Annotated in this window: 23 protein-coding genes, 4 tRNA genes and 1 riboswitch; of the genes, 8 read left to right on the top strand and 19 right to left on the bottom strand. The window is 40.6% G+C overall.

Translation table 11 applies throughout. From position 1 onward, the window contains the following. Positions 1–3: 3 nt before the first annotated feature. Genes mobF through D0907_RS02300 form a run of 5 tightly spaced genes read right to left on the bottom strand, consistent with a single transcriptional unit; the run spans position 4 to position 5,375 of the window. Positions 4–2,418, bottom strand: coding sequence for a MobF family relaxase (gene mobF / locus D0907_RS02320; RefSeq protein WP_118843965.1), 2,415 nt, complete (start codon positions 2,416–2,418; stop codon positions 4–6). After that, positions 2,402–4,153 carry a type IV secretion system DNA-binding domain-containing protein gene (locus D0907_RS02315; protein WP_118843964.1) on the bottom strand — a complete coding sequence of 584 codons (1,752 nt, stop codon included), beginning with the start codon at positions 4,151–4,153 and terminating at the stop codon, positions 2,402–2,404. The genes mobF and D0907_RS02315 overlap by 17 nt, the downstream gene beginning before the upstream one ends. Continuing rightward, a complete protein-coding gene (locus D0907_RS02310) occupies positions 4,147–4,452 on the bottom strand; it encodes a hypothetical protein (protein ID WP_118843963.1) in 306 nt (101 codons plus the stop codon). The genes D0907_RS02315 and D0907_RS02310 overlap by 7 nt, the downstream gene beginning before the upstream one ends. 1 nt (position 4,453) lies before the next feature. Next, entirely contained in the window at positions 4,454–4,930 is a 477-nt protein-coding gene (locus tag D0907_RS02305) for a hypothetical protein (RefSeq protein WP_118843962.1), read from the bottom strand. Next, on the bottom strand, positions 4,923–5,375 hold the full coding sequence (locus D0907_RS02300; RefSeq protein ID WP_118843961.1) for a hypothetical protein: 453 nt from the start codon (positions 5,373–5,375) through the stop codon (positions 4,923–4,925). The genes D0907_RS02305 and D0907_RS02300 overlap by 8 nt, the downstream gene beginning before the upstream one ends. 571 nt (positions 5,376–5,946) lie before the next feature. On the opposite strand from D0907_RS02300, the gene D0907_RS02295 reads away from it, so the two are divergent. The 3 genes from D0907_RS02295 to D0907_RS02285 all read left to right on the top strand — a co-directional run bounded on the left by D0907_RS02295 (position 5,947) and on the right by D0907_RS02285 (position 7,844). Further along, positions 5,947–6,453, top strand: a complete 507-nt coding sequence (locus D0907_RS02295) for a hypothetical protein (protein ID WP_162898021.1) — start codon at positions 5,947–5,949, stop codon at positions 6,451–6,453. Next, on the top strand, positions 6,453–7,184 hold the full coding sequence (locus D0907_RS02290; RefSeq protein WP_118843959.1) for an N-6 DNA methylase: 732 nt from the start codon (positions 6,453–6,455) through the stop codon (positions 7,182–7,184). Before D0907_RS02295 ends, D0907_RS02290 begins: the two co-directional genes overlap by 1 nt. Before the next feature lie 369 nt (positions 7,185–7,553). Beyond that, entirely contained in the window at positions 7,554–7,844 is a 291-nt protein-coding gene (locus tag D0907_RS02285; protein ID WP_118843958.1) for a pyocin activator PrtN family protein, read from the top strand. 391 nt (positions 7,845–8,235) lie between these two features. On the opposite strand, the gene D0907_RS02280 is transcribed toward D0907_RS02285, so the two are convergent. After that, a complete protein-coding gene (locus D0907_RS02280; protein ID WP_075594342.1) occupies positions 8,236–8,715 on the bottom strand; it encodes a hypothetical protein in 480 nt (159 codons plus the stop codon). 95 nt (positions 8,716–8,810) lie between these two features. Next, on the bottom strand, positions 8,811–9,431 hold the full coding sequence (locus tag D0907_RS02275; protein ID WP_036971394.1) for a MarC family protein: 621 nt from the start codon (positions 9,429–9,431) through the stop codon (positions 8,811–8,813). 95 nt (positions 9,432–9,526) lie between these two features. Here D0907_RS02275 and D0907_RS02270 point away from each other — a divergent pair, with 95 nt between their 5' ends. The 3 genes from D0907_RS02270 (at position 9,527) to D0907_RS02260 (ending at position 10,928) form a co-directional block, all read left to right on the top strand. Further along, positions 9,527–9,961 (top strand): transcriptional repressor, encoded by a 435-nt coding sequence (locus tag D0907_RS02270; protein WP_036971396.1) that lies wholly within the window; start codon positions 9,527–9,529, stop codon positions 9,959–9,961. Between the two features lie 77 nt (positions 9,962–10,038). Further along, the gene (locus tag D0907_RS02265) at positions 10,039–10,506 is read left to right on the top strand and encodes a chemotaxis protein CheX (protein ID WP_065978232.1); all 468 of its coding nucleotides are present in this window, start codon (positions 10,039–10,041) and stop codon (positions 10,504–10,506) included. After that, positions 10,503–10,928: a secondary thiamine-phosphate synthase enzyme YjbQ gene (locus D0907_RS02260; protein ID WP_075594341.1), complete on the top strand. Its 426-nt coding sequence runs from the start codon at positions 10,503–10,505 to the stop codon at positions 10,926–10,928. Before D0907_RS02265 ends, D0907_RS02260 begins: the two co-directional genes overlap by 4 nt. 77 nt (positions 10,929–11,005) lie before the next feature. On the opposite strand, the gene D0907_RS02255 is transcribed toward D0907_RS02260, so the two are convergent. The 5 genes from D0907_RS02255 to orn form a co-directional block, all read right to left on the bottom strand. Next, positions 11,006–11,081: transfer RNA gene (locus D0907_RS02255), tRNA-Gly, on the bottom strand. A 121-nt stretch (positions 11,082–11,202) separates the two neighbouring features. After that, positions 11,203–11,278: transfer RNA gene (locus D0907_RS02250), tRNA-Gly, on the bottom strand. A 128-nt stretch (positions 11,279–11,406) separates the two neighbouring features. Beyond that, a tRNA-Gly gene (locus D0907_RS02245) sits at positions 11,407–11,482 on the bottom strand. Between the two features lie 121 nt (positions 11,483–11,603). After that, positions 11,604–11,679: transfer RNA gene (locus D0907_RS02240), tRNA-Gly, on the bottom strand. Positions 11,680–11,869: 190 nt separating this feature from the next. Beyond that, the gene (gene orn, locus D0907_RS02235; RefSeq protein ID WP_036971404.1) at positions 11,870–12,415 is read right to left on the bottom strand and encodes an oligoribonuclease; all 546 of its coding nucleotides are present in this window, start codon (positions 12,413–12,415) and stop codon (positions 11,870–11,872) included. A 122-nt stretch (positions 12,416–12,537) separates the two neighbouring features. Here orn and rsgA point away from each other — a divergent pair, with 122 nt between their 5' ends. After that, the gene (rsgA, locus tag D0907_RS02230; RefSeq protein ID WP_036971407.1) at positions 12,538–13,596 is read left to right on the top strand and encodes a small ribosomal subunit biogenesis GTPase RsgA; all 1,059 of its coding nucleotides are present in this window, start codon (positions 12,538–12,540) and stop codon (positions 13,594–13,596) included. A gap of 18 nt (positions 13,597–13,614) precedes the next feature. Next, complete coding sequence (gene asd, locus D0907_RS02225; RefSeq protein ID WP_036971409.1) at positions 13,615–14,481, top strand: archaetidylserine decarboxylase; 867 nt, start codon at positions 13,615–13,617, stop codon at positions 14,479–14,481. A gap of 34 nt (positions 14,482–14,515) precedes the next feature. Here the strand turns inward: asd and D0907_RS02220 are convergent, their stop codons facing one another. The 7 genes from D0907_RS02220 to D0907_RS02190 all read right to left on the bottom strand — a co-directional run bounded on the left by D0907_RS02220 (position 14,516) and on the right by D0907_RS02190 (position 21,576). Continuing rightward, the gene (locus D0907_RS02220) at positions 14,516–15,271 is read right to left on the bottom strand and encodes a HesA/MoeB/ThiF family protein (RefSeq protein ID WP_036971412.1); all 756 of its coding nucleotides are present in this window, start codon (positions 15,269–15,271) and stop codon (positions 14,516–14,518) included. Then, positions 15,268–16,797, bottom strand: a complete 1,530-nt coding sequence (gene thiE, locus D0907_RS02215) for a thiamine phosphate synthase (protein ID WP_065978233.1) — start codon at positions 16,795–16,797, stop codon at positions 15,268–15,270. The genes D0907_RS02220 and thiE overlap by 4 nt, the downstream gene beginning before the upstream one ends. 13 nt (positions 16,798–16,810) lie before the next feature. Further along, a complete protein-coding gene (locus tag D0907_RS02210; RefSeq protein ID WP_036971418.1) occupies positions 16,811–17,593 on the bottom strand; it encodes a thiazole synthase in 783 nt (260 codons plus the stop codon). A 1-nt stretch (position 17,594) separates the two neighbouring features. Beyond that, positions 17,595–17,792: a sulfur carrier protein ThiS gene (thiS, locus tag D0907_RS02205; protein ID WP_065978234.1), complete on the bottom strand. Its 198-nt coding sequence runs from the start codon at positions 17,790–17,792 to the stop codon at positions 17,595–17,597. A gap of 9 nt (positions 17,793–17,801) precedes the next feature. Continuing rightward, complete coding sequence (locus D0907_RS02200) at positions 17,802–18,806, bottom strand: FAD-dependent oxidoreductase (RefSeq protein ID WP_118843957.1); 1,005 nt, start codon at positions 18,804–18,806, stop codon at positions 17,802–17,804. Between the two features lie 75 nt (positions 18,807–18,881). Beyond that, entirely contained in the window at positions 18,882–20,834 is a 1,953-nt protein-coding gene (gene thiC, locus D0907_RS02195) for a phosphomethylpyrimidine synthase ThiC (RefSeq protein ID WP_036971427.1), read from the bottom strand. Between the two features lie 150 nt (positions 20,835–20,984). Next, positions 20,985–21,086: riboswitch (TPP riboswitch) on the bottom strand. An 85-nt stretch (positions 21,087–21,171) separates the two neighbouring features. Next, positions 21,172–21,576: an META domain-containing protein gene (locus tag D0907_RS02190; RefSeq protein WP_075594334.1), complete on the bottom strand. Its 405-nt coding sequence runs from the start codon at positions 21,574–21,576 to the stop codon at positions 21,172–21,174. Positions 21,577–21,674: the final 98 nt, after the last annotated feature.

Here is a 21,674-nt window from a genome sequence, read left to right as displayed (position 1 = left end):
ATCTTAGTTGGCTTCAAACTCGATAGCATCAATTTTTTCAGCTTCCATCTCGGCTTTTAAACTAAGCTCTTTTAAGTACTCAGTCTTTTCAAGTAGAGCACTGGCACAGTAAACTTTTGGAGCATTACGAGAACGGCTCATTTTTACGTAAGTGAGTTCTTTTGATAGATAACGCTCACTAAAAAATATGTAGGCATTGTCGCAAGTCAGTCCTTGGGATTTATGGGTCGTCATAGCGTAACCATAATCAAGGGCAGAATAATACTTGGTGTTAAATTCGACTTGTTTGCCATTGTCTAATGCTATTTTGATATTTATTGAGCGATCTATTAATTGCTGAACCTCTTTAATTAGTCCCGTAGAGCCGTTGTTTACTTCAATTTCGTGAGCATTTTTTCTAAACATAACTTGATCACCCTTTTGTAAATTAAGCAGTTGATCTTCGTGGTTTAACATTTGAACGGTTAAGCCAGAAAGCTGTTCATCTAACTTCAACTTTTGTCTTGCAAGCTTATTTAAATCGGCAACGTCCTGTTTTGTTGAAGCAATCATTATATTTTCGAGAGGTTTAGATTGAAATGAGCTATACCAGTCATTTACTAAATTAGCTTTCGCTTGAAGGTGCGCCTTTTCAAATGATAAATTTCCCCGCTTGTCTAAATCATTTAGCACTCCTAAAACTTGACCACTTTTTATGTCTAAAACATTCTGCCTGTCTTTTTCTAATTTCTGACGTTGAATGTTATTCAGCTCAAAAAATGGGATTTTGTCCTTCAATCGAAAATATGGATTACCAGCTTGAATTGGGGTTAACTGGTTATAATCTCCGACCAAAACTAGCTTGGCTCGTGACATTTCCACATACTCAAATAACCGATTAAGCTTCTCCACTCCGACCATACCAGCCTCATCAAGAACCACTATTGTTTTTTCATTTAACTTTTTCGCTCCACTTTTCAAAGAAAGTAACAGTGAATCTAATGTTTGGGATTTAATCGCTGAACTTTCTTGCAAGTTCTCAGCAGCTTTGGCAGCAATACAGCAACCAATGACTTTATACTTATTAGTTGTGTAAGCTGTATTTAACTCTTTTAGTAGATACGACTTACCAGTGCCAGGCAAACCGTTAATTATAGATAAACTGCCCGCAGAAATTACACCTGTTAAAGCTTTTTGCTGCTCTTGATTTAAAGTTGAGTCAGGTGATAACTGATAACTCATCGCATGACTTTTCTGTGCCGAATATTCAACCGCCTCAATGTAAAAGCTTTTCTCTAATTCTAATTGTGCCTGAGTTGTGTAACACTCCCCAAAACTAGGATGAATCAGAGTCACGACTTCATTATCTCGTTCTAACTGAGTCAAGTAATCCAGAGCTACATCAATGCCTAACCCCAGCCATTGAGCATACTTATTGACCACTTCTAGTAAGTGTTTATGTTGAAAAATAGACTGTTGTTCAACCAGTTCTGACAACATTTCAGATTTAAAGTCACTTAGTTTGTAATCATTCTGAAAAGCATTTTCTGGGTATTTTGGTATCCAATTTTCTGACTCAACTTTCCAATATTGGTGTAGGGCTTCACGCGGCAGATGCACCTTCTTATCTCTTGTAAACAGGGCAGCTTTGCCTTTGGTTGTAGAGTTAGAAATTAAAGCTTTTTCCGCTATTGCTTCTGTTATTTCATCGCTTCGTTTACTAAATCTCTTACACAGCTCATCAGGAACAGTTCGTATCTTAAAAAATTCATCGTCATGCTGAATAGATAAATTTAGTTTCTTCGTCAATTGATGTGATAATTCGTTACGGTACATAACTCCCAAGACTTTTTGATATTGATGTAATTTGAGAGTTTCAAGTGAGCTAAACTCTTTACCATTTTGATATGTCAAATTTAATAAAAGACAATGAGAATGAAGCTGTGGGTCAAGTTTTCTTGAACTGGCATGTTCAAAAACAGCAAACAACGCCTTATTAGTATTTACTCTCTGCCTGTTTTTATAGTCATCAAACCCAGAACGGGTTTGAATAATATGTTTCTCAATATATTTGAGAGTTTTCTCAATCGCTATTTGATGACATTGTTGTATTTGTTTTCTTTGCTTTTTTTCACTAAGACCAAATAAAACTGAAACGCTTTTAGGAGCACTGAAAGTTAGATCAGAACCGATCCAGTGCTCTGTGCCTGCATTTTTTACTAACGGTTTTCTCCCATCTTTTGAATAACCTTGTGCCAAATTAAGTAAATGCTCATGCGTTACTCCTTTGCCTTTTAATTTCAATTGCCCAGATAAATTGCCATACCAGTAACCTTGCGGTTCATACTCGTTTGAATAGTAATTTAATGAAGCTATTTCCGTGTAATATGCTATTTTGGATTGATCTGAACACTTTCCCAGTCTAGTAATCGTCAGCATAGCAATCCTCCTTATTATCTTTGTCTGACTTCTTGATCCAATCGGCCAGTTCAAAGGGCTTTGATAACTTTGTCATATTCGGTAACTTCCAGCAGAGCTTACCGACTATTCCTGTTCCAGCAATTGATAAGTAACCATGTATTCCCTGTTTGCTCGGTTGTGGAAGTGACAGTAGGTCTTCTTTTCTGACAACAGGTATGGTTACTCTCTGCCATGAAAACGTAGCTTTGCCTTCTTTGTCGAAATTCGATTGCAACCTTTCAATTTCCTGAGAACCTAAACTTTCAGCCATGGTTTTGATCGTATCCCCCATAGAACCGACTCTAAGCATAATAGTTGTGCCAACCATTGAAGCTAAGGACATGACCTCTTCCTTGGTCATTTTGCGGGTCAATAATGCCAAATCTTGAACTCCAATTAGCATTCTCGCCCCCTTACTTCGGGAAACAGTCATAAAATCTATGATTGGAAAGTTTAAGTGAAAAATTTCGTCTAAAATAAAATAAAATTTTCGCTCAGTATCGTCCTCTAACGATAAAAGTTGATTTGAGATAAAGCATAAAGCTAAATTACATACAACTTCTGATAGAGCTTTATATCTCGGATTTTGCTGCACGATTATGGTTCTAATCTTACTGTTCTGATCGGACACCCATTCATTCAATGAGATCCCGTTTTCAGCATTCTCCCATGCAAGAGCAATTTGATGTATTGGAGCTGTATAAGATTGCAATGTAAGCACCATACTCTTACTGGTTTTAGATTTTTCGTCTACCAACAGCCCAGCTTCTGGACTAATACTAATTAGCTCCCTATGCAAATATTTTTCGGGCAGCTTCAACATTTCTGAAAGATCTTTCCACCCCCATTTATTTGAGCCATGCTTCTGGATTAAAACCTGACAAATACCAACTAATATGATCCTGCTCGATTGAACCCAAAGAGGATCTTGCTTGGAGTTTTCTGGAATCATTGCCTCAGCAAATTGCATTGCTGAGTTATAATCATATACGTCTTTGCATATCGCCCACTGAATTGAGTTTTGGTCAAATGCAGCCAAGACTTTTACGTGTTCATGGTGTCGATAATAAGCAGAAAAATCCCCCTTAATATCATAGATTACTGATTTTTCTTTATCTTCAATTACGCTAGTTACTATTGGCAGCAAAATAGAAGTTTTGCCACTGCCAATTTGACCACATACCAGAACATGTTGACCTTCTCTTCCCTTCGGCAAATTTAGGTTATGGTGTATAGGTAGACCATATCCTGAAAATTTATATTCAGATTCTAGCAGCTCAGATAATTTTGACTCCGCTTGTGCAAATTCAAGATATTTTGTTCCTGATATTTGACGCTCTCCCAAATTTAGCGTTTTTTTCTTCGCCCAAAGTCCAGAGTAAATAGCTAAAAACAATGCAAATATTTGAGCAGAAATCATACTTGTCATTACAACAATTTGATTAGTTCTATCTAACGAAGAATACCACTTGCTCAAAGCAAATTCGGAATCGCCAAGCCCTAATTGAACTTGCAATGTCGATTTTAATATTTCGTAAAATAGCTCGATATTAAGCAGTTCAAAATACTCGAATAACAGAACGTATAAAAAAACAATAACAGCAAATGTATAAACAGCTAACGAGCACAAAATCACAAAAGGAAAACTGTATGTTAGCGCAGAAGACGGGCTTTTTGATGTATAGAAATTGTCGGGAGTTATTTGCTTTAACATGACTTACCTCCCAGAACTTTTTCGATATCAATTAGCTTTTGATATAATCTTTTTTGGCGTTTAGTATTGTCCTTAAATAGCTCAGTCAATTGCTCAGTTTTCACAGAATTACTCGCCAAGCTTTCCAAAGCTGTTAACTTTGCCTCTATATCTTCTATGGCTGATAATGAGTTCGCTTTTTCAAACCAAGCGTTTCTAATTAGCTGTGCCATAGTAGTTCCCTGTACAGCTGCAACCTGCTTCAAAAAGCGGTATTCACTTTCTGGTAATTGTATTGAAAATTTTCTACTCTTTTCCATTTTAAATCCCTCCTAATGTAGTCAGACTGTGAGAACCCGAAGCAAGAGCAGTCACTAAAAGGGCTTTTCGTAGGTTTAGCGGCAAGGAAGAACCCAATAAGGTTTCGATAAAATATGTTTTGAAACAGTTCAATTTCAAAGGGTTTGATATTTGTTGTGCAACGACACCACAATTCACACAGTGGAGTGAGGTGTAGACAGTATCATTAGTCACTTCTGGGGTTCTAAGGTATACGGTCAGCAATTCTACTGATAACCACTTGGCAAAATGAATTTCTTCTTCACTTGGGTTCAATGGATAACCATATTCACATAAGTACTCTGTCGCCTTATCTAATGACAAAGAAAATAAATGCTCTTTCAAGCTTTCACTTTTGGACTTCGAAAAGCCAAGGTTTTCATTGAAGTAACAAGGGATATTCTTTTTTAGATATTCATTTACTTGGAAAATAAGAATGTGGGCTAAATAATTATTCATATTCAACCTCCAACCCCTGTTCCAGCTCACTCTCGATGTAATTGATAACAGCTTGGGTGACTTCCTCTATTTCCCTATATTGAGCTAACCTGAGGAGGTTAAAGCAGTCTTGTATATCACTTTCTTCAAGTATTTGATTTACGTAATCGGATCTACGAAAGTTACTCGATAACCATGAAAGTAAATCTGCGTTATATATATCAGGCTCTACACTATTGTTTGCTATATCAATATCTTGACTCTCTTCTAAGCCCTCTAAAAAGTAATAGGCGACTTCAACACGGTAGCTATCTAATGGTATATGGTCATTCAGCTCTTCTTGTAAATGCGTCTGAAAGTTAGACTGATAATTTTCAAAGAAAAATTTAACTTTATCTTCATTTATTCTTTGTTTTTTTATTTCATTGCGTAATTTTACTGCAATATCTTTTAGTTCTTTATTCATAATTTCTCCTGTTTTTAAGTGAAATGAATGCAGTAAAGATATTCAGCAGTTCGATCAGGACTAAGCCTGTCGGGAAATAGATATTTATTTTAAAAAGTAATATTTAAATTAATAGATTCCAAAAAATGATTAATAACATGAGCATTCTTTAAATGTGATAACACAGTTTTTTAATTTGCAAAGAGTAAAACTAAAAAAAATCATATTTTTTTTAAAAAAAATTATATCCATATGAATTTTATAGAAAAATAGTTAAACCTTCGAAATATCGCATACATAAATATACAAAAACACGCAGGAAAAAACAAAAAAATACCTATATATATCAATGACTTACACTTTTGTAAATTTGACAAACACACCATCAATAGGTTAATATGTACTCAACTTATTAACAAAGCCCAAACGGTTTAAATAGTGAAAGCTCAAAAACTGAATTGGACTTCTGAGTAAGAGCCGTAACATTCCTTACGTCACTTCTCAGAGTCTTAAAAATACTGAGAAAGTGACTTTCAATAGCTCACATTCGCCAACTAAGAACTAACCCAACAAGGTTAGATGGCGCAGAGTTTTGTCTGAAATTCACCACTCACTAACAAATTCGTTGCCTAAATTGGCAAGGCTTTTTGCACCAAATTTTTCAGTAACCATAGGAGAAAATGATATGAAAAATGTATATAAAATGACAAAAAAGAAAGACAAAGCCACATACAAAACTATCAATGGTGACAATGTGTTGGGGCTTAAAAAAAGCCCAACAAGATCAATAGCTCTTATAACAACAGATAGCCCCTATGCGATAAATTTTGCAGAAAAAAAATGGGATAATGACGTTGTTAGTCAAGAAGCATTAGAAGAGGCATTTAAAGTATTAAAACACGGTGCTTTTATGCTTTGTTTTGCAAGTTCAAGTACAGCAGTTCCTATGATTCAGTCCAAGTACTCATTTATAGGAGTTGAGTTGTGCCCAAACTATTGTCAAGTTGGATTAGCCCGAATTAATAAGCACTTATCCGACATTGATCACCCTACTGAATGCGAATTCGAGGCTTTACTTACAACTGAGGAGGCAGCGTAATGTTAACAAGAGAAGAAGAAAACAAGTTGGTCTCTGATTGGACAGACGCAGAGCGAAATAAGTTAGCTAAAATGCATACAAAGCTTATGTTGGGTAATGCGCATAAAAACTTGGTTAAGTTGATAAAACAAAAGTCCCAAGAGTTTGCTAAGACAGAACCTGAATTTTTGGAAGAACTTATTAATATGTTTTTCCAGCATATTACAAATAACAGCATTAATAAAAAATATTATCCCTACAAGTATTCTTTTGAGTGGTTTAGATTTTTTATTGAAAAGCTAACTGCTGAAAAACCTTACGAAGATAATTTAGGCTGCATTTTTCATGAGATTACTAATTTAAATAAGAAAAAATTAGGGCAATCATTTACATCAAACGATTTGTCAAAATTAATTAGCGCACTTTTGAATAGATCTGTAACCAAGATACAAACCCATAGAACATTCTATGAGCCAACTTGTGGAACAGGTTCTCTCATTTTAGCTACAATAGGTGATTCAGATTGCCAAGTAGCAGAAGTAACTATAAACGACCTTGATCTAACTTTGGTTAAAGCTTGTTATATTCAGCTTGCACTTAATCAGCTTATTAACCGAAAGCACAAGACATTGATCATTAGAGCCTTCAACGGGGACACTTTAACAGATTTTTCAAAATCGCATTTAGTATCACAGTGTTTTGGAGAACAACCCCCTAACCCAGAGGATTCTAACTTCTCCACTGCCGCCTAATCTGCAAACAACTATCGTGGAAATTATTCACAATTAATTCGAATAATTTCCACGATACACCAAACAGCCTGCCTGCAACGGTGGCATCACCTTATTGTATTCTATTCCTCCTATTCGATCGAACCGCAAAAGAAAAATAATAGTATATCGCCGTAAACTCGCATTGAAGAATGAACCAAAATGGTCAAAAAATAAATCGATTAAAAATGCTGAACCTCACCTAAGCATCTGCTACCATATATATGGGTTTAACTTAGGTGACATTGCGTTTGGGTGCTTAGAATAGAGCATCTTAGCAGAGAACTTAATCTTTATGGATTGTTCTTCTTTTGCAACATGGACTGACTTGTCGTTGCAGGAGATCCATCTATGGCCTTAAACTCACCAAACCAAATTCGTATCACATGTGACCTTTTACGTGAGCAGTTTGGTCAACCCATTTTTGTCCGACTCGAAGAAATATCCGAAATCTATTTAGGTATGAATTCTACCACGGCAAAAAGACGGGCTTCGGAGGGTGCATTGCCATTCCCTGTAACTCGTTTGGGAGATTCACAAAAATCTCCTTGGGTGGTCAGAATCTCGACACTCGCAGCGTTTATTGAGCAGAAATGCCAAGCCGACTACAACGAGTGGTCAAAAGCACAGTTTATGAATTGAGTTTAGAGGGGCGCTAGCCCCTTTTTTAAACCCTGAGAATACCCAAAAAGTACCCAAAAACTAAAGTACAAAAAACAAACCCTTAAAAAACATAAGTTTACATGCTTAGTGCATCCAATCGAGCATGGGTGCCACCGACAAACGGCGATTTAATGTCGTCGTGCTCATAGTATGGCCCCTTTAAATATCAATGCGTTCACTTGCAACTTGATTACCTAATACATTAACGCTTATTAAAGCAGTAACGGCTAAGATAATTAGCCATCACAATAAAAATAAAGTTTGCGTGATTATACCACTTAACAAAGCTGACGGCATGACTTAATCGTAGATCAGATAATGAAGAAGTGTGTAACTAACACACTTCATCTGGGAAGAAATAAAGTAATGACTAAATCTCTACTTTATTTAAGAGATTTTCTAAATTTTGGCCGGTAAGTTCAAATAGTGTAATTTCGAGTTCTTTATAATCTTCATTTTTTAGATTAACGAGCTTAGCACCCACAGCAATGCGTGCCACTTTCTCAACAGGATCGATTTCTACAATTTCAATTGATGCGTGCGTGTCATGATCTTTTGATTGCACATAATATTCACTGAAGAATGTTCCATCAGCGCGCACATTCGGGTTACTGTCAGACACCGACTGCAACAGAGTGCCTTTTTTAAGATCGCTCTTGCGAAGTGAAAAGCTATATTCAGCTACATTGGCATGACCGATGATCAAGGTTACTGCACTTTCATCATTGATTTTAAAGTCATGATCTGTCACTTCGATCACTTTTAATTTGCCACTATCATAGGTCGGCTCCATGCAAGCAGCTAAACTAAAAAGCAGAAAAACAGATAAAACAACATGTTTGAGTCGCATTCTTTGTTCCTTAAATTATATTGCCTCCTTTTAAGTTAGATAATAGAAGGCAATAATTCAAAGTTTAAATGACTGAAAATGCGCTTTAATTTTTACTATACCGCAACCGTTAAGCCAAAATAATGAGCAATGCCACCCAGAATATTTGTTACCGCAACCGAAGATAAAATTAATCCCATCACACGGCTTATGATACTTGCACCACTATCACCGATGAGTTTATGTACATGCGTTGCAAGTAACAGTAAAACCAGCACTATAATCAACACCGATAACATCACTGATGACGTGATTAACTGCTCCAGCCATGTGTATTCATTGTTTCGAGTCATTAGTACTGCAGCAAGCATTGCTCCGGGGCTTGCTATTGACGGAATAGCGAGTGGAAAAATAGCCGTTTCGGTACTATTGCGGACACTTTTGATTTCACTTTCAGGCTTACTTTCACCAAAAATCATCGACAAGGCAAATATTAGTAACACAATTCCGCCGGCAATTTGAAAAGCAGACAAAGGAATCTTAATTGCGTTTAAAAGTAGTTCACCCGCGAGTACAAAAAACAATAAAACCAGTGCCGACACTCCCACCGCTTTTAATGCTACTTTACGTTTAAACTTAGCGTCTTCGCCTCGTGTAACCGCGATAAAGACCGGCACAGTACCAATTGGATCAATGACAGCAAAAAAGAAAATGAACGCAGCAAGCAATTCACTCATACCGAAAACTCCCAAGAAAACCTGCTAGCGAATAAAAACGCTGCAACTACAATACAGTATGATAGTATATCACGGTAGCGTAAGGATAAGAGAAGATGAATACAGAATCACTCGTCAGTAAAGCAAAACAAGTATGTGATAATCGTGGTGCACGTTTTACACCTATCCGTGAAAAAGTATTCCGCCTGCTAGCGAGCGCGCAAGGTGGTGTTGGTGCTTATGACTTATTAGAACAACTCAAATTAACTGAGTCAGGAGCAAAACCAGCAACAATTTATCGCGCCTTAGACTTTTTGTCGGAACTGGGCTTTATTCACAAAATAGAAAGCACAAACTCATTTATGTTGTGCCATCATTTTGATCACATTCATCCAGTACAATTATTAATTTGTGATAGCTGCGGTTATGTAAAAGAGCTGCATTCTACTGTTATTTCGCACGAGCTTAATAACTTAGCAGCTGAAAGCGGCTTTATTGTCTCAGGACAAACAATTGAAGCACACGGAAAATGTGAAAATTGCAAAGATTAAGTGCACTGTTTTATACAGCCACTACAATTAAAGTTAGAACAGCAGCCTCGCTGCAATAACCTAAGGGAAAATAAACAATGAATGTGGAGTTCATCAACCCTTTTTTATCGTCTTTACTCAATGTATTGAGCACCATGGCTCAAACAGAATTAAAACCCGGTAAACCTAGCCTCAAAAAAGATGAGATTGCGCGCGGCGATGTCTCTGGTTTAATCGGTATGGTTGGCCCACAAACTAAAGGTTCACTTTCAATCACCTTTGATGAAAGTTTGGCCTTAACTATTATGGAAAGAATGCTGGGAGAGCGACCAGATTCAGTTAACGAAGAAGTGACTGATATGGTAGGCGAAATAACCAACATGGTCACCGGGGGCGCTAAAAACCTTCTGGGCGAAAAGGGCTATGAATTTGATATGGCAACACCGATTGTTGTATCAGGTAAAGGACACACCATTACACATAAGTGTGAAGGTGCTAAAGTACTCATTCCGTTCACCTCAGAGGACGGGAATGCCAATATAGAAGTTAGTTTTGATAAGCTATGAGTTGGCAACAAAAAACCATTCAACTAAAGCCTCGCACACGAGGCTTTCACATCATTGATGACGAGTTACTTCGTCAACTACCTGAAATCAGCCAGTATAAAGTCGGTTTATTGCATTTGTTTATTCAGCACACTTCTGCCAGTTTAACTATTAATGAGAATGCAGATCCGACAGTGCGTATGGACATGGAAAGCCACTTCAACCACTTTGTCCCAGAAAGGCAGAGTTATTATCGCCACGATTATGAAGGTGACGATGACATGCCTGCACACATAAAAAGCAGTACATTAGGCTGCGAACTGACAATTCCAATCCATCAAGGACGCCTTCAACTCGGTACTTGGCAAGGTATTTATTTAGGTGAGCATCGCGACCAAGGCGGTTCAAGACGCATTGTTGCCACAGTCCAAGGTCAACTATAAAAAAAATAAATAAACAGGCGTGACGTAGCTGAAATGTTTTTTAACTGGGAGTTATTTATAAAGAATAGTTTAGAATTTGGAGCGGCACACGAGGCTCGAACTCGTGACCTCAACCTTGGCAAGGTTGCGCTCTACCAACTGAGCTAGTGCCGCATTCAAATAGTCAGTGATTTGTCCGTTGATGCACAACCAAATGTTGCGGTAAAACGTTCTGGCAACTGAGCAAGTGCCGTATAATTTGAATTTTTTATAACAATTTCTTTTGGTGAGAAATTGGAGCGGCACACGAGGCTCGAACTCGTGACCTCAACCTTGGCAAGGTTGCGCTCTACCAACTGAGCTAGTGCCGCATTCAATTCAAAATAGTCAGTAATATGTCCGTTGGTGCACAACCTAAAGGTTGTGGTGAAACGTTCTGGCAACTGAGCTAGTGCCGTATAATTTGAATTTTTTATAACAATTTCTTTTGCTGAGAAATTGGAGCGGCACACGAGGCTCGAACTCGTGACCTCAACCTTGGCAAGGTTGCGCTCTACCAACTGAGCTAGTGCCGCATTCAAATAGTCAGTGATTTGTCCGTTGATGCACAACCAAAGGTTGCGGTAAAACGTTCTGGCAACTGAGCTAGTGCCGTATAATTTGAATTTTTTATAACAATTTCTTTTGGTGAGAAATTGGAGCGGCACACGAGGCTCGAACTCGTGACCTCAACCTTGGCAAGGTTGCGCTCTACCAACTGAGCTAGTGCCGCATTTAATTCAAAATAGTCAGTAATTTGTCCGTTGCTGCACAACCTAAAGGTTGCGGTAAAACGTTCTGGCAACTGAGCTAGTGCCACAAATTTCAACTATAATTTAGCTAAAGACACACTAACCCCGCGAGGGTTAACGTCTTAAGCGGGGCAGGATTCTACAATAATCCGATGTGTTTGCAAATGTTTTTTACAAATTAAAGAATTTTTCTTGGTAAACCTTTAATTCCATAATTGAATCTTTTATATCATCAAGGGCAAGGTGTGAACCTTTTTTGTTCACTTGAGCAAGAACCTCAGGCTTCCAGCGGCGCGCAAGCTCTTTAATAGTGCTTACATCAAGGTTGCGATAATGAAAATAGTCTTCCAATTCCGGCATGTACTTATTCATGAATCGACGATCTTGGCCGATTGAATTTCCGCACATAGGCGATGCGCCAGCAGGTACCCACTGTTTCAAAAACGCCAATGTTTGCTCAATGGCATCTTGCTCAGTGAAAGAACTGGCTTTGCAGCGGGCTGTTAAACCTGATTGACCATGTTGGGTCGTACACCACTCGTCCATGCCATCAAGTAATTCATCGCTTTGATGAATAGCAATAACAGGGCCTTCAGCCAAGATGTTTAACTCACTGTCGGTGACAACAGTGGCAATTTCGAGTATTTTATCTGTTGCTGGTTCGAGGCCAGTCATTTCCAGGTCGAGCCAGATAAGATTTGATTTATGAAAAGACATAGTTACCTTAGCGGTGCTTTCCTTTAGATCCAACGCATTTAGATATATCATATTAGTATCATCAGTCGACCTAAAGCTTTTTTTTCAAAAAGCCCGACATTTAATCAAGTTATAGGCCAAAAGTGGCAAAACAAAAGAAATTAAGTAAAGGCCAGTCTCGTCGGATTAAGGCCAATCATCAAAAACGTTTGTCTAATGCTGATAAAAAGCAAGACAAGGGCGCAGCCGTGCAATGGCAAAACGACAATTTAGGCCCTGCTGAAAATGCCGTTGTATTAAGCCGTTTTGGACAACATGCAGATATCGAAACGGACTCTGGTGATGTGCTGCGCTGTAACATTCGTCGCACTGTATCAAGCCTTGTTTGCGGGGATGAAGTGATATTTCGTCGCGCCAAAGTGAGTGAGGGTGACTTAGCCGGTGTCATCGAAGCAACTCACGAACGTCGCTCGCAGCTTACACGTCCAGATTTTTATGACGGAGTGAAAGTCGTTGCAGCTAATATCGACCAAATTTTAATGGTGTCAGCGGTATTACCTGAGTTTACTCCTAACATTATCGACCGTTATTTAGTTGCCTGTGAAGACATGGGCATAGAGCCGATTTTAGTGCTCAACAAAATCGATTTAATTGACGATGAAGGACTCGCCTATATTAATGAAATTCTCGATATTTATCGTGAACTGGGCTATCAAGTATTACTCGTCAGTAATAAAACGGGCCAAGGTATTGATGAGCTTAAACAAACGTTAATAGATAAAAACAGCATCTTTGTGGGTCAAAGTGGTGTGGGTAAATCAACATTAGTTAATACTGTTTTACCCGACGCCGCTATTTTAACTCAGGAAGTCTCTGAAAATAGTGGTCTTGGGCAACACACAACAACCGTATCACGTTTACATCACTTACCCTCTGGCGGTAACCTTATTGATTCACCAGGGATCCGTGAGTTTGGCCTATGGCATTTAGATGTTGAACGCGTAACTTGGTGCTTTAAAGAGTTCCGTGACTTTATTGGCGGCTGTCGTTTTCGTGACTGTAAACATCTAAATGATCCGGGCTGTATCATTCGCCAAGCGGTTGATGATGGAGATATTTCAGAACTTCGTTTTGACAGTTACCACCGAATTTTAGAAACTATGGCCGATGGCCGTGCGGGTGCACGCGCTCCTCGCGTATAACTATTTAGGAAATAACAAGTGAGTTTAGATAAATTCAAAATTGCCATGCAGTATGCCATGCCAAAACATTTCATTTCGCGCATGGTCGGCAAGTTAGCAGCAGCGAAAGCGGGTGGCTTAACCACGGCGTTAATCAAGCTATTCATCAAACAATATAAAATTGATATGAGTGAGGCTAAATACCCCGATCCAGCTCATTACAAAACCTTTAATGAATTTTTTACTCGCCCTTTAAAGGAAGGTATTCGCCCACTTGCAGAAGAAAAAGACATTATTGCTCACCCAGTTGATGGTGCGATTAGCCAATTAGGTGATGTGGTAGATGGTCAAATAATTCAAGCTAAAGGGCACGACTACAGCTTACAGGCATTACTAGGTGGTAACGAAGACGATACCGTGCCATTTTTGGGTGGTAAGTTCGCAACAATCTATTTAGCACCGAAAGACTATCACCGTATTCACATGCCGATTGATGGTACGCTGAGTAAAATGATTTATGTACCAGGTGATTTATTCTCAGTGAATCCGCTTACGGCGCAAAACGTCCCTAACTTATTTGCGCGTAATGAACGTGTGGTTGCAATTTTCGAAACTGACATAGGCCCACTTGCGATGGTACTGGTAGGTGCAACGATTGTAGCCAGCATCGAAACCATATGGGCAGGTACCGTTACACCACCTGCCGGTAAAGATGTATTCAGCTGGAACTACCCTACCAAAGGTGATAACGCAATCACTTTGAAAAAAGGCGAAGAAATGGGTCGCTTTAAGTTAGGGTCTACCGTGATTTTAGCCTGGGGTGCAAACCAAGCTGAGTTTTTATCTGACCAACACCCAGAAACAATCACTCGCATGGGCACACCATTTGCGACAATCAAAGACTAACCATCTTAGTTATACAAAAATTAAAAAGCAGGCTTCAAGCCTGCTTTTTGCATTCTGCGCATTCGCTATCTTTGTGAGGTGTAAAACGTAGCTGCTGTAAAGTCAGCCCATCAAATTGAATAAACTCGCTGCCCGTTTTATGGCCTAACAGTATATTAACCGCCAGTAAGCTTTGCATACTGCCCATGACTCCCAGTAATGGGCTTATTACACCCGCGTTATCACAATTTAATACTGGTTGATCATCTGTTTGCGGGAATACGCAGCCATAACAGGGGCTGTCGGAATTGCGAAAGTCAAAGCACATTAGTTGCCCTTGTGTGGCAATCGCAGCGGCTGAAATGAGCGGGATTGTGTGCGCTAAACAATAGCGATTAATTAAGTAACGAGTGGCAAAGTTATCACTGCAATCGAGTACGATGTCGGCCCCTTGTAAAACGTCTGCAAGGTTTTTTTCATCAAGTCTTTGGCAAATGGGCTCAATACTAATTTGGTTATTTAAGCTTGCTAACACTTTCGAGGCTGCCTGTGTTTTTGCTTGCCCTAAGTGATTAACTTTATACAAAATTTGTCGCTGTAAATTTGAAAGCTCGACATTGTCATTATCAACCAACGTGAGCTTACCCACACCAGCCGCAGCTAAATAAAGTAGCGCAGGTGAGCCAAGCCCACCAGCACCTACCACCGCAATATGTGCGGTCTTTAATATTTGCTGCCCCTCCAATCCCACTTCTTTAAGCATTAAATGGCGGCTGTAACGTATGCGCTCTTTATCGCTTAACGCACTCATGCTTCTGAGTCGCCTTCAACACATTGTTTGAGTTTAGCAATCGCTGAGGGGTAATCTTCGGCTTCGGTAATTGCTCGCACCACAGCCACACTGCCTACCCCGGTATTTGCCACTTGCTCTGCACGTGACACATCAATGCCACCAATGGCAACTGTTGGGTAGTCGGCCATTAACGGGACAAATTTTTCAAGCTTTTCTAGGCCTTGAATTTGCCCTGTCATGTCTTTTGTGGTGGTTGGGTAAATTGCACCAAATGCCATGTAGCTCGGGCGATAATTATGGGCGCGCAGCATTTCATAAAAACCATGGGTCGAGACGCCTAAACGCAAGCCAGCCTCTTTTATAGCAATTAAATTAGCCGTTTGTAGGTCTTCTTGGCCTAAATGAACTCCATAAGCACCGTGCTTAATCGCCAGTTGCCAATAGTCATTAATATACACCTGCGCATCGTATTTTTGACCAAGCATAACAGCACTGGCAATGGCCTCATCTAGCGTTGCATCATCTGTATTTTTCATTCGTAGCTGTACGGTTTTAACGCCTTCAGCTAAACACTTTTCTAACCAATCAACACTGTCGACCACTGCATATAAGCCGAGCTTTTTAGATTGACACTCAGCAAAACCAGCCGCCATAGTAAAATTGCTAGGGTGATCAAAGTCGAGTTCATCACCAAGCCAACTCCCCGCTTCAATCACTTGTGGGTAATCTGCTAAATTAACCGGAAAATGAGTGTGTGCAACAGGGCCAATTCCTTCACCGTAACGCACTGCCGCTTTTAAACCTTGGTTTATATACGCTTTTGCGAGAATAAAAGCGTCTTTCAGTGGATAACGCTTTGCTAGGCAAGCAGCAATCACTGAGGCCATACTACACCCGGTGCCATGGCTATGCGGTGTTTGAATTTTTTCATTTCCAAGCCAGTACTCGTGTGTATCTTGCAGGCAGTAATCGATGCAATAACCACTTGGGTAGTCCCAATGACCACCTTTGATGATGACCGATTTTGCGCCATAACTTTGCAGCTTTTGCGCAGCTTCTTTTACTGCACTTGGGCCAATTAAATACACTCCGGTCAGTAACTGCGTTTCGTGGGTATTGGGTGTAACAACATCTACCCACGGTAATAAACACTCTTTAATTGCACTCACGGTATCTTCTTCTGTGAGTAAATCGCCACTGGAAGCTATCGCCACAGGGTCATAGACAACCAAAGGCGGCACTTCCCAGGTGTTTTTATAATGTTTTAAATGTTCACTTATTAACTGAATTTGCTGCACATTCGCCAACATGCCGATTTTTATCACTGTGGCGGGCATATCGGTTACTAAAGCTTGTAATTGAGATTCAATCACCTCCGTTGAAATGGGATTTAAGGCCTCAACACCTAAACTATTTTGTGCTGTTAAAGCCGTGATCACGGTGCAGCAATGCACTGAAAAGCTTTGCATCGCTTTAATATCGGCTTGAATTCCAGCCCCGCCGCCGGAATCAGATCCCGCTATGCTCCATACAACCTGATTCATGTTTTCCTCATCTTTAATTTTGATGCCAAAATGGCATGCCCATAGTAGGTGTTGATGGGCTGGCTACGTCTTTTTCGGGCATCGCTTTGGCTAAATAGCTGTATCTGCCTGCCTCAACGGCACTGCGAAATGCATGGCTCATTGTAACTGGGCACCCAGCTCCAGCGATTGCCGAATTTAATAATACCGCATCATACCCTAATTCAAGGGCTTGGCAGGCATGCGAAGGTAACCCTAATCCAGCATCAACGATTAAGGTATGACTAGGTAAACGCTCTCGGATCATTCTTAGGTTATAGGGGTTCAGTAACCCTTTGCCTGTTCCAATAGGCGCGCCCCAAGGCATCAGCACTTCACAGCCTAAATCAGCAAGACGCTGGCATAACACTAAGTCATCGGTGCAGTAAGGCAGTACTTTAAAGCCCTCATCTAATAGTATTTTTGTTGCTTCGAGTAACGCAAAAGGATCGGGCTGCAAATTATATTCATCACCAATCAGCTCAAGCTTGATCCAATCAGTGGCAAAAACCTCACGGCACATTTGAGCCAGAGTAACCGCTTCTTTCACACTGTGACACCCTGCTGTATTTGGGAGCACTTTAAGCCCGGTGTTTTTTATTAACTGCCAAAAATCATCGCCGGCTTGCGCACTTTGTTGGCGCCTTAATGACACGGTAACAATGTCAGCCCCAGAGGCCACAATTGATTCTGTCATTATACTGGGCGAAGGATACAATGCAGAACCAATGAGTAAGCGGCTGCGTATTTGTTCACCATAAAGAGTAAAACTATCCATGCTAACCTCCTTGAATGGGTGACAAAAGCTCAATGCTGTCACCCTCGTTAAGAGTTTTTGTTTCGCATTGGCTGCGTGGTACAAAGTCGCCGTTTACAGCCACAGCAAATGGCGGCCTAGCCCCATAGTTTGCCAACGCCTCGCTAAGCGATATTTGCTCAGCCACAACAGCTGATTGACCATTTATTACTATTTTCATTATGACCCCCTAAGCCATTAAGCTAATTGCTTCATCGACAACATAAGGCGCTAACAAATAACCATGACGATATAAGCCATTAAGGCTTATAACTCTCCCTTCTCGGGTCACCTGTGGACGGTTATCTGCAAATGCAGGACGAAGCCCTGATTGCAAATTTTCAATACGCGCTTCAGCAAAACCACTGTGAACCGTATAAGCTGCCGACAATAACTCAAGTGCTGAGCGCACGGTGACTTTACCTGTGTCGTGCGATTCAATTTCAGTCGCGCCAATCACAAACTGATGATTCGGTTTAGGTGCAATATAAATGGGGTAGCGCGGATGCATAAGGCGTACTGGCCGAGACAGGTTTACTTCTGGTGCATATAAGCGTGCCACTTCCCCCCTCACACCACGAAGGCTAGGTAAAGCTGTTTTTGCCCCTAATCCCCGACAATCAAAAACAAAGTCATAACTTTGTCCATTCACCTTATGACCTGTTAAAGTAATGTGTGAGTGCCAATTAAAGCTGACTTGACGAGCAACTAATTGCTTATAGCTCGCAGCATAGAAGGCCTGGTTATCGAGCTGGCCTTCGCAGGGTAAATACACCCCTTGGTGAAAGCGTCCAGCAAGCTCTGGCTCAAGATCTGCTATTTGCGCGCTGCTCACTGTGTCAGCTGTATGCTCGGCTAATGGTTTTAAGCGGCTAATGAAACTGTGTAAATCGCCTTTATCTTGCTGATGAGCAACTACCAAACTGCCCGCTTGCTGAAAATACACAGGCTCATCCAGTTCACTAATAACGTGCTGCCAGCGTTGAATGCTCGCCAGCCCCTGCAGCGCTATATCTTGCTCACATAATACCGACTCAGCCAGCGGTGCGAGCATAGCCGCCGCAACATTTCCGGCACTGTTTGCTGCGTGTTGATCATCTTGCTCATACACGCTGACTTGATGCACTTTAGAGAGTGCTAAAGCAGTAAGTCGTCCTGTTAAACCAAATCCCAAAATTGCTATTTTTAAAGACATAAACGTTCTAGGTGCTAGATAATTCGCGCGAGATAATCATTCTAGCGTCTCATTTTCTAGCACCTAGCTCCTTGGTTAAATTGCTTTATGATAAATTTCAGAACCCGTTTTTTTGAACTCGTCGGATTTCGCTTTCATCTCTGCTTCAACATCGACCATCTTAATTTCGATAGCATCGCCTACATTGTTAGGGTCGATACCTCGCGCTTCTAGATCTTTCGCGTAATCACGTACTTCTTGGGTTATTTTCATCGAGCAGAATTTAGGACCGCACATAGAGCAAAAATGGGCTATTTTGCCAGACTCTTGTGGCAGAGTTTCATCATGATACTCACGGGCACGTTCAGGGTCTAAACCTAGGTTAAATTGGTCGTGCCAACGGAACTCGAAGCGCGCCTTCGATAACGCGTTATCACGCTCTTGTGCCCCTGGATGACCTTTGGCTAAATCGGCTGCGTGTGCGGCAATTTTGTAGGTGATAAGACCTTCCTTTACATCTTCTTTATTCGGTAAGCCTAAGTGCTCTTTAGGGGTGACATAACACAACATGGCACAGCCATACCACGCAATTTGTGCAGCCCCAATACCCGAGGTGAAATGGTCGTAACCCGGTGCAATATCAGTCGTTAATGGGCCAAGCGTATAAAAAGGTGCTTCTTCACAATGCTTTAGTTGCTCTTCCATGTTTTCTTTAATCATATGCATTGGCACATGACCTGGGCCTTCAATAAACACTTGTACATCATGCTTCCATGCAAGCTTAGTCAGCTCACCTAGTGTACGTAATTCACTAAACTGTGCTTCGTCGTTGGCATCGGCAATTGAACCTGGACGCAAACCATCGCCCAATGAAAAACACACATCATATTGTTTTAAAATTTCACAAATTTCTTCAAAGTGCGTGTATAAGAAGTTTTCTTTGTGATGTGCTAAACACCACTTTGCCATGATTGAGCCGCCGCGCGATACAATACCCGTGACACGCTTTGCAGTCATTGGCACATAACGAAGTAACACACCAGCATGGATAGTAAAATAGTCGACGCCTTGCTCCGCTTGTTCAATCAAAGTATCGCGGAAAATCTCCCAAGTGAGGTCTTCGGCAACCCCATTTACTTTTTCAAGTGCTTGATAGATTGGTACGGTACCAATTGGCACGGGTGAGTTACGTACGACCCATTCACGGGTTTCATGAATATAACGACCCGTTGATAAGTCCATCACCGTATCTGCGCCCCAACGAGTCGACCACACCATTTTTTCGACCTCTTCTTCAATAGACGAAGTAACCGATGAATTACCAATATTCGCGTTCACTTTTACAAGGAAATTACGGCCAATGATCATTGGTTCGGTTTCAGGGTGGTTTATATTGTTAGGTAACACGGCTCGGCCACGGGCAATTTCATCGCGCACAAATTCAGGGGTTATAAAATCGGGGATACTGGCTCCGAATGACTCTCCCTTATGCTGTGCAGCAAGGAGCTCTTCACGAATTTTTGCACGGCCCATATTTTCACGAATAGCCACGTATTCCATTTCAGGCGTTACAATGCCTTGGCGTGCATAATGCATTTGCGTCACATTTTTACCTGCTTTCGCACGGCGTATTTTTGGGAGGTGCTCAAAGCGAATATGGTCTAAACCTTCGTCAGCCATTCGTTGCTGCGAAAACTGCGAGGTAACTGAATCAAGAATTTCCGTGTCACCACGTTTTTCTATCCACTGTTCGCGGTACTTTTCTAGCCCTTTGCGCACGTCGAGTTTAAAATCAGGATCGGTATATGGACCCGATGTATCATACACACGAATTGGCGCATTCGGCTCGAACACGGGGTTTTCTTCGGTTCCACCTATGAAGGTATCACTGAGGGTTATTTCGCGCATTCCGACACGCACGTTTTCTTGCGTGCCTTCAACATATACTTTGTGCGAATTAGGGAAAGGTTGCCCAGTTAAGTTATAAATATAATCAGATGCAGCCGCACGAATTTCGCGGCGAGACGGTTTAGTTGTAGTGTTTGACATGACTTACCTCATTGCTTTAAGGATTGTCTTGTCAGATATTGCAGGTGCAATAGAGAGTGGCAAACGCCATTGGATCGTTAGTAAGTTATTTCACTTACAATTGCAGCCTAAGCTTAGCAACTTATGCCCCATTTTTTGGCGCACAAGCGCCCTATGAGGCAGCTTGTTCCCTACGCAGGTGTTAGCCTGATCAGGTTCACGGATCCCGCTTTCGCGATCTCAGCCTTATTAAAGGCACTCCGACAAGTATAAATTCGTTGTTTTATAAAAACGTAATCAGTGTACGTTAGTTAAAAATTCGCTGCAAGCGCTTTAGTTTTAATACTAATTCGCCTTATTAGGGAGCCGTATTAATGAAAGTAAAATGGTGCGCCCCTTGCAAAGTAAGCTGCTCGCCATTTAGCGAAATGACCGCGCCTTGTTTTAGCGTCGACAGCAGTTTCTTTTCAAGTTCATCAAGTTGATCACCGCACGATTTACGTGTCATACCTAGCTTTTTCACTGTTAAGGTATCTTCAACAAGCTGACCTTCACCAAAAAACTTGTTACATCCAGCAAACCCATTAACTTGCATCGCTTCAATAAAACGCATTGACGCTTTTTGCGATACGCTAATGGCTAACCCGTTAACTTTTGATAATTGCCACTGTGTATATTTTAATTGCTCACTGGTGACCTTCCCTGTCGATGAGCAGCCCATGCAAAATAGTACAAAAAGAATAGGCAAGGCTACTAACTTCATATTTTTTTACGACCAAAATTTCAATGCGATAATAATAACAACATTTAACGACTTTGATCGTTAAAAAAACATGTTTTATCTGTAAAAAAATGTTCTAA

It is taken from the genome of Pseudoalteromonas lipolytica (genome assembly GCF_003515105.1).
In the GTDB taxonomy this organism is placed as follows: domain Bacteria; phylum Pseudomonadota; class Gammaproteobacteria; order Enterobacterales; family Alteromonadaceae; genus Pseudoalteromonas; species Pseudoalteromonas lipolytica.
Note: the sequence above shows the minus strand (reverse complement) of the source record. Positions and strands in the feature narration are given on the sequence as shown.

What these genes read in the sequence shown, in the direction of transcription:
- mobF (WP_118843965.1), bottom strand. Translation starts at nt 2,418, where the DNA reads ATGCTGACGATTACTAGACTGGGAAAGTGTTCAGATCAATCCAAAATA.
- D0907_RS02315 (WP_118843964.1), bottom strand. Translation starts at nt 4,153, where the DNA reads ATGTTAAAGCAAATAACTCCCGACAATTTCTATACATCAAAAAGCCCG.
- D0907_RS02310 (WP_118843963.1), bottom strand. Translation starts at nt 4,452, where the DNA reads ATGGAAAAGAGTAGAAAATTTTCAATACAATTACCAGAAAGTGAATAC.
- D0907_RS02305 (WP_118843962.1), bottom strand. Translation starts at nt 4,930, where the DNA reads ATGAATAATTATTTAGCCCACATTCTTATTTTCCAAGTAAATGAATAT.
- D0907_RS02300 (WP_118843961.1), bottom strand. Translation starts at nt 5,375, where the DNA reads ATGAATAAAGAACTAAAAGATATTGCAGTAAAATTACGCAATGAAATA.
- D0907_RS02290 (WP_118843959.1), top strand. Translation starts at nt 6,453, where the DNA reads ATGTTAACAAGAGAAGAAGAAAACAAGTTGGTCTCTGATTGGACAGAC.
- D0907_RS02285 (WP_118843958.1), top strand. Translation starts at nt 7,554, where the DNA reads ATGGCCTTAAACTCACCAAACCAAATTCGTATCACATGTGACCTTTTA.
- D0907_RS02280 (WP_075594342.1), bottom strand. Translation starts at nt 8,715, where the DNA reads ATGCGACTCAAACATGTTGTTTTATCTGTTTTTCTGCTTTTTAGTTTA.
- D0907_RS02275 (WP_036971394.1), bottom strand. Translation starts at nt 9,431, where the DNA reads ATGAGTGAATTGCTTGCTGCGTTCATTTTCTTTTTTGCTGTCATTGAT.
- D0907_RS02270 (WP_036971396.1), top strand. Translation starts at nt 9,527, where the DNA reads ATGAATACAGAATCACTCGTCAGTAAAGCAAAACAAGTATGTGATAAT.
- D0907_RS02265 (WP_065978232.1), top strand. Translation starts at nt 10,039, where the DNA reads ATGAATGTGGAGTTCATCAACCCTTTTTTATCGTCTTTACTCAATGTA.
- D0907_RS02260 (WP_075594341.1), top strand. Translation starts at nt 10,503, where the DNA reads ATGAGTTGGCAACAAAAAACCATTCAACTAAAGCCTCGCACACGAGGC.
- orn (WP_036971404.1), bottom strand. Translation starts at nt 12,415, where the DNA reads ATGTCTTTTCATAAATCAAATCTTATCTGGCTCGACCTGGAAATGACT.
- D0907_RS02220 (WP_036971412.1), bottom strand. Translation starts at nt 15,271, where the DNA reads ATGAGTGCGTTAAGCGATAAAGAGCGCATACGTTACAGCCGCCATTTA.
- thiE (WP_065978233.1), bottom strand. Translation starts at nt 16,797, where the DNA reads ATGAATCAGGTTGTATGGAGCATAGCGGGATCTGATTCCGGCGGCGGG.
- D0907_RS02210 (WP_036971418.1), bottom strand. Translation starts at nt 17,593, where the DNA reads ATGGATAGTTTTACTCTTTATGGTGAACAAATACGCAGCCGCTTACTC.
- thiS (WP_065978234.1), bottom strand. Translation starts at nt 17,792, where the DNA reads ATGAAAATAGTAATAAATGGTCAATCAGCTGTTGTGGCTGAGCAAATA.
- D0907_RS02200 (WP_118843957.1), bottom strand. Translation starts at nt 18,806, where the DNA reads ATGTCTTTAAAAATAGCAATTTTGGGATTTGGTTTAACAGGACGACTT.
- thiC (WP_036971427.1), bottom strand. Translation starts at nt 20,834, where the DNA reads ATGTCAAACACTACAACTAAACCGTCTCGCCGCGAAATTCGTGCGGCT.
- D0907_RS02190 (WP_075594334.1), bottom strand. Translation starts at nt 21,576, where the DNA reads ATGAAGTTAGTAGCCTTGCCTATTCTTTTTGTACTATTTTGCATGGGC.